Annotated in this window: 7 protein-coding genes and 1 pseudogene; 4 read left to right on the top strand and 4 right to left on the bottom strand. The window is 55.3% G+C overall.

Features of this window, described 5'->3' with window-relative positions:
• From FTT75_RS15250 to FTT75_RS15235, 4 genes are all read left to right on the top strand, one after another.
• The coding region (locus FTT75_RS15250; RefSeq protein ID WP_004152828.1) for a recombinase family protein at positions 1–316 on the top strand (316 nt) is incomplete at its 5' end.
• Positions 317–493: 177 nt separating this feature from the next.
• Positions 494–1,354 (top strand): aminoglycoside N-acetyltransferase AAC(3)-IIe, encoded by an 861-nt coding sequence (gene aac(3)-IIe / locus FTT75_RS15245; RefSeq protein ID WP_000557452.1) that lies wholly within the window; start codon positions 494–496, stop codon positions 1,352–1,354.
• A gap of 12 nt (positions 1,355–1,366) precedes the next feature.
• Entirely contained in the window at positions 1,367–1,909 is a 543-nt protein-coding gene (locus FTT75_RS15240; RefSeq protein WP_002063889.1) for an AAA family ATPase, read from the top strand.
• Between the two features lie 581 nt (positions 1,910–2,490).
• Positions 2,491–2,682: a hypothetical protein gene (locus FTT75_RS15235; RefSeq protein ID WP_040234282.1), complete on the top strand. Its 192-nt coding sequence runs from the start codon at positions 2,491–2,493 to the stop codon at positions 2,680–2,682.
• Positions 2,683–2,845: 163 nt separating this feature from the next.
• Here the strand turns inward: FTT75_RS15235 and FTT75_RS15230 are convergent, their stop codons facing one another.
• From FTT75_RS15230 to FTT75_RS15220, 4 genes and pseudogenes are all read right to left on the bottom strand, one after another.
• Complete coding sequence (locus FTT75_RS15230; protein ID WP_004197549.1) at positions 2,846–3,031, bottom strand: hypothetical protein; 186 nt, start codon at positions 3,029–3,031, stop codon at positions 2,846–2,848.
• A gap of 272 nt (positions 3,032–3,303) precedes the next feature.
• Positions 3,304–3,897: a DUF6596 domain-containing protein gene (locus tag FTT75_RS15995; RefSeq protein WP_306424839.1), complete on the bottom strand. Its 594-nt coding sequence runs from the start codon at positions 3,895–3,897 to the stop codon at positions 3,304–3,306.
• 25 nt (positions 3,898–3,922) lie between these two features.
• A protein-coding gene (locus FTT75_RS15225; protein WP_085947932.1) for an IS5-like element ISKpn12 family transposase occupies positions 3,923–4,683 on the bottom strand; the annotation gives its coding sequence in 2 pieces (ribosomal slippage) (positions 3,923–4,359 and positions 4,359–4,683; 762 coding nt in all).
• A 288-nt stretch (positions 4,684–4,971) separates the two neighbouring features.
• A pseudogene (locus FTT75_RS15220) lies at positions 4,972–6,445 on the bottom strand (Tn3-like element Tn3 family transposase); the annotation flags it as partial.

The raw sequence follows: 6,445 nt of genomic DNA, 5'->3' as shown, positions 1-6,445 counted from the left end.
AGAGTTTGATGCTCAGGGTGTCGCGGTTCGGTTTATTGACGACGGGATCAGTACCGACGGTGATATGGGGCAAATGGTGGTCACCATCCTGTCGGCTGTGGCACAAGCTGAACGCCGGAGGATCCTAGAGCGCACGAATGAGGGCCGACAGGAAGCAAAGCTGAAAGGAATCAAATTTGGCCGCAGGCGTACCGTGGACAGGAACGTCGTGCTGACGCTTCATCAGAAGGGCACTGGTGCAACGGAAATTGCTCATCAGCTCAGTATTGCCCGCTCCACGGTTTATAAAATTCTTGAAGACGAAAGGGCCTCGTGATACGCTTATTTTTATAGGTTAATGTCATGATAATAATGGTTTCTTAGACGTCAGGTGGCACTTTTCGGGGAAATGTGCGCGGAACCCCTATTTGTTTATTTTTCTAAATACATTCAATTTCGTTCCACTGAGCGTCAGACCCCGTATAGTGTTTTGCAGTTTAGAGGAGATATCGCGATGCATACGCGGAAGGCAATAACGGAGGCAATTCGAAAACTCGGAGTCCAAACCGGTGACCTGTTGATGGTGCATGCCTCACTTAAAGCGATTGGTCCGGTCGAAGGAGGAGCGGAGACGGTCGTTGCCGCGTTACGCTCCGCGGTTGGGCCGACTGGCACTGTGATGGGATACGCGTCGTGGGACCGATCACCCTACGAGGAGACTCTGAATGGCGCTCGGTTGGATGACAAAGCCCGCCGTACCTGGCCGCCGTTCGATCCCGCAACGGCCGGGACTTACCGTGGGTTCGGCCTGCTGAATCAATTTCTGGTTCAAGCCCCCGGCGCGCGGCGCAGCGCGCACCCCGATGCATCGATGGTCGCGGTTGGTCCGCTAGCTGAAACGCTGACGGAGCCTCACGAACTCGGTCACGCCTTGGGGGAAGGGTCGCCCGTCGAGCGGTTCGTCCGCCTTGGCGGGAAGGCCCTGCTGTTGGGTGCGCCGCTAAACTCCGTTACCGCATTGCACTACGCCGAGGCGGTTGCGGATATCCCCAACAAACGATGGGTGACGTATGAGATGCCGATGCTTGGAAGAAACGGTGAAGTCGCCTGGAAAACGGCATCAGAATACGATTCAAACGGCATTCTCGATTGCTTTGCTATCGAAGGAAAGCCGGATGCGGTCGAAACTATAGCAAATGCTTACGTGAAGCTCGGTCGCCATCGAGAAGGTGTCGTGGGCTTTGCTCAGTGCTACCTGTTCGACGCGCAGGACATCGTGACGTTCGGCGTCACCTATCTTGAGAAGCACTTCGGAGCCACTCCGATCGTGCCAGCACACGAAGCCGCCCAGCGCTCTTGCGAGCCTTCCGGTTAGAGGCCGTCGACAATGATAATCTGGATCAACGGACCTTTCGGCGCCGGAAAGACGACTCTCGCTGAGCGGCTGCGCGATCGGCGTCCGAAATCGCTGATCTTTGACCCTGAGGAAATCGGGTTCGTGGTGAAAGAAACGGTCCCCATACCAGCGAGCGGAGACTATCAGGATCTCCCCTTGTGGAGGGGACTTACGATCGCTGCGGTCAGCGAGATTCGCAGGAATTACTCGCAGGACATCATCATCCCAATGACGCTCGTGCACCCGGACTATCTGACTGAGATACTCGACGGGTTAAGGCAGATCGACGATCAGCTGCTGCACATCTTTCTGATGCTTAACGAGGACCTATTGCGTCACCGGATCTCGAACCAGACCATGCATCCTGACCCGAATCGGAATGCGGAGATTCGAGAGTGGCGATTAGCGAATGTCGCCCGATGCTTGGCCGCAAGGGAACGGCTTCCGTCCACAACCCGTGTTCTCGATAGTGGTGCACACACCAGCGATGAACTTGCAGCGATGGTGCTCGACAGACTCGATCAGCGCACCTGATCGCCTTCGACGCCTGCGCAAAGGGTAGCGCGAGGGTGGTGGTCTCAGTCTGCTTTGCGATTATTCTCCTAAGCCGTACCGCCTGACGGTCGGTTTACGTGACGCGAATGGGCGACTTCCGTTTCGGAAAAGCACCACCGCGGCATAGAGACGCCAGCTGCCGAAGCCTCCGCCTTGAAGGGACACGAACCGTCGACCCGCAAGTTGGTCTACTAAGTGATTGAAATCCAAACGCTCAGGCAAGCGGGGTGTCGGCTGTAGCGTAACGTTAAATTATAGAACCTAAAGCTCCAAATGCTAAATGGTATCAAGGGGCCAAATAGCGGCGGCTACAGTCGCCGCCTTTAACGGATAACAACCCGCAACGACTTTCGAGCCTGATTGGCTTCGCACGGCCTAGACACCAGGGTTGCACATATTTCCAGCATACAATTACACTATAGCTGGATCAAGCCCAAGGTGCACGCCGTACTACGACGCACTTGATCTAAAGTTGGCCCTTATCTCATTGAGACGGATAAAGAAACTCCTCGCAAAGCTCGATTTGTGGCTTCAGCATCGCGGTTCGGCGGTGGACCGCCGTGGTCATCGGCTTCATCGGAGTGCTTCTCGTGGTCAAGCCGGGCTATCTGCCGTTCCAATTGGGTCATTTGGCTGCCATCGGCACCGGGCTGGCCACGGACGCGGCAATCATCATCCTCAGGCGCGTCGGCGGAAAGGTGAAGACCACCAGCATGCTGGGCATCAGTGCCCGGCGCTTGCAGCGCGGCTGAGGCACGACATATGAAGGCGTAGCTGGAAACCCCCGTCAGGCCAAAATTGGCGACAGGGTCTAGATCCCTTATTCTAAAGCGCGGACCGACCCATAGTCGCTATTGGAGTGTCTCAAGCCGCAGGTCGTAGAAACGGCCGAGGCTCCTCAAATGATCGACGATGTCAGCAACAGATGGTCACGCTTTCCTTATCGCTGGCAGATTTTATCGACCACCTCACCAACACGGTCGAAGTCTTCTGCCAGCAGATCGCTCTCTGCAAAACATAGCAATCTTGTCCTACTGCGGTGATTGGGCAGCCGGTGGCGAAGATCTCATCAACGAAATCCGGGATCTGATCTTTACGCATTTCATCCTCCTGATGGCAGGGCGCCGATCGCATGATCTGAATAAGGTATGATCGTCATGGCTGACTGACCGCGCGACGCTTTCAGCGGCGTTGAGGCATAACCGGAGAGCCGCCGTTCATACGTGATGCGGCCTGCACATAGGAAACATGTCCTCACCGTAGAAGTGCAGCCGGATATGATGGCGCCGGCACAGCCAGCGGACGTTCAAAGGCTCGTCATACCTGTCATGATGCGCGTCCACGTGCGCGCAATCACCGTCAATCGACTGATGTTATCCAACATCTGTCCGAGACCCTGCCAGGCATTCCTCAGCGCGCGTGACCAAGAACAACTTTTGAGGTAGGTTGGTGCTGAGTACGGCCGCAGCCTGATAGGCTGCCGCAGCTTGGTCTTGGAAACCAAGACGCGAAAGGAAATCCGCCCGCGTCGCGTGAAAAAGCGGGTAGGTCTCCACGTCCCACTCGTCCTCAATCGCCTTAAGGACCGCCATCCCTGCAGCGGGGTTCATGGCCCACGACACAGCGACTGCTCGATTGAGGGCAACTACGTATGTAGGGCTCAACAGGAAGAGCGCGTCATATCTCGCCAGTATCTCTCGCCAATTGGTGTCTCGAAAGCTCGCAGCCCGCGCGTGACAAGCAGAAATCAACGCTTGCAGAAGATACCATCCAGTGGGAGACGACATGCGGCATGCTCGCTCAACTATCTCCAGACCTCGACGTATGAGCAATCGATCCCACAAGCCACGATCCTGACGATCGAGCGGCACTGGCAAGCCTTGACGATCTTGTCGGGCAAGCAGCCGAGAGCACTGGAGTTCCATGAGGGCTAAAAGACCAAGTACCTCAGGCTCCTCTGGCTTGATATGCGCTAGGGTCAGGACTCATTGCTCATAGCCAGAAGATAACGGTCGCAGCGAGAGCGATGGCGGAGAGAAAGGCCATTGGGCACCGGTCGTAACGCGTAGCGACACGCCGCCAGTCTTTGAGACGCCCGAACATGATCTCGATCCGGTTGCGCCGTTTGTAGCGGCGTTTGTCGTATTTGATGGTCTTCTTGCGGGATTTTCGACCTGGAATGCAGGGAGTGATCCCCTTCGCCTGTAAAGCGTCACGATACCAGTCGGCATCATAGCCACGGTCGGCCAGCAACCATTTGGCCTTGGGAAGTTCATCAAGCAAGGCGGCAGCACCGGTGTAATCGCTGACCTGGCCTGCCGTTATGAAGAAGCTGATCGGGCGACCACTCGCATCCGTTACGGCATGAAGCTTGGTGTTCATGCCGCCTTTCGTGCGTCCAATCAGGCGGCCCGCGCCCCCTTTTTTACCCGCAAGCTGGAAGCCGTGCGGTGGGCCTTGAGATAGGTCGCATCGATCATGATGGTCTTGTGCTCTGCGGCTTCAGGCACGGCCAGACCTTCCATCATCTGGATAAATACGCCCTTGTCGCCCCAGCGTTTCCAGCGGTTATAAAGCGTCTTCGCCGGGCCATATTCCTTCGGCGCATCACGCCAACGCAGCCCGTTGCGGTTGACGAAGATGATGCCGCTCAGAACGCGTCGATCATCAACGCGCTGGCGGCCATGGCTCTTGGGGAAATAGGGCTGAAGACGAGCCATTTGCTCGTCCGTCAGCCAAAACAAATTACTCATCAGTCGGGCTCCTATACGCCCATCTGAATCACAGCCGTCAGTTCAAATCAATGGGTCCTGACCCTAAACACGGCATCCGCCGAAACGGTCGCTCATGCGCGTGAGCTTCTTGGTCCTTCGCTGCTTGCTATTCGCGCGGAGGCGGAGCGGGCGGCGAGACGACGCGGATAAACGCTTGGCCAAAAAGCCACCAACGGCGACGGTCCTCCACCTCGGTCAAGCAGCGAGAGGTAGAGTGATATCTCGATAGGTATAGGGGTCTGACGCTCAGTGGAACGAAAACTCACGTTAAGCAACGTTTTCTACCTCTGACGCCTCTTTTAATGGTCTCAGATGTCCTTTAGTCACCAGTTCTGCCAGCGTGAAGGAATAATGGCCGAGCATATTGATATGTCCGTGGCAAAGCGGGGAGAGGCGTGCGATATCTTCATCATTCAGTGTTTCACCTTGCGCCCGGAGATGATCCAGGGCTGCCTGCATATACATAGTGTTCCATAACACGACGGCGTTAGTGACCAGCCCCAGTGCGCCCAGTTGATCTTCCTGACCGTCGGTATATCGTTTTCTTATCTCACCTTTTTGACCGTGACAGATGGCTCTGGCAACGGCATGGCGGCTTTCTCCCCGATTAAGCTGGGTCAGAATGCGCCGGCGGTAATCTTCATCATCAATATAATTAAGCAGATACAGCGTTTTGTTGATGCGCCCCACTTCAATGATTGCCTGAGTCAGTCCGGAAGGACGTTCACTTTTCAGCAATGAACGGACCAGCACTGAAGCCTGTACTTTGCCCAGTTTCAGGGAGCCAGCGGTCCGGATCATTTCGTCCCACTGAAGGACTATTTTTCGGGGATCTGATTGCCCTCTGGCAATATCATTCAGCACGCCATAGTTGGCATCATGGCCCATTCGCCAGAAAACCGAAGCACCGGCATCAGCCAGGCGTGGAGAAAACTGGTATCCCAGCAGCCAGAAAAGGCCAAAGACAAGTTCGCTGGTACCTGCTGTATCGGTCATAATTTCGGTTGGATTCAGCCCGGTCTCCTGTTCCAGAAGGCCTTCCAGCACAAAGATAGAGTCCCTCAGCGTCCCCGGTATAACGATGCCATGAAAGCCGGAATACTGATCGGACACAAAGTTGTACCAGGTGATCCCTCTGTTATTACCAAAGTATTTGCGGTTCGGTCCGGCATTGATTGTTCTGACTGGCGTAACAAAGCGCATTCCATCTGCAGATGCCACTTCTCCGCCACCCCATATCTGTGCCAGTGGCAGCGTTGCCTGAAAATCAACCAGTCTGGCATTAGCGCTGGTGATAGTTTCAGCCCGCAGATAGTTCGCTTTTGTCCAGTTCAGCCGGTGTCGGGTCAGTGCAGGAACATTTGATCTGATCAGTGGTTCCAGACCGATATTGCAGGCTTCAGCCATCAGCACGGCGCTGATGCTGACGGGCAGATCATCAACTCTGGCACTGGCTTCACTAGCATGGAAAAACTCATCAGCAAATCCGGTATGGGCGTTAATTTCGAGCAGCAACTCCGTTAAATCCACCGGAGGGAGCAGATCACTGATCATTTTGCTCAGTCGTTTCAGACTGTCCGGCTCATCAAGACTGGCGAGGGGAGAAATTGTCAACCGGGGCTTCGGGCCAGAAACATCGAGTTCGACAGCCTCATTTTCGCCAAGACGTGCAGCAACCTGTCTGTAACGACTATCAAGCTGATGACCCAGAGATTTTATTGCTTCCTGCGGGTCTGTCGGG

The organism is Acinetobacter sp. YH01008 (assembly GCF_013420435.1).
Classification (GTDB): Bacteria; Pseudomonadota; Gammaproteobacteria; order Pseudomonadales; family Moraxellaceae; genus Acinetobacter; species Acinetobacter pseudolwoffii.
Note: the sequence above shows the minus strand (reverse complement) of the source record. Positions and strands in the feature narration are given on the sequence as shown.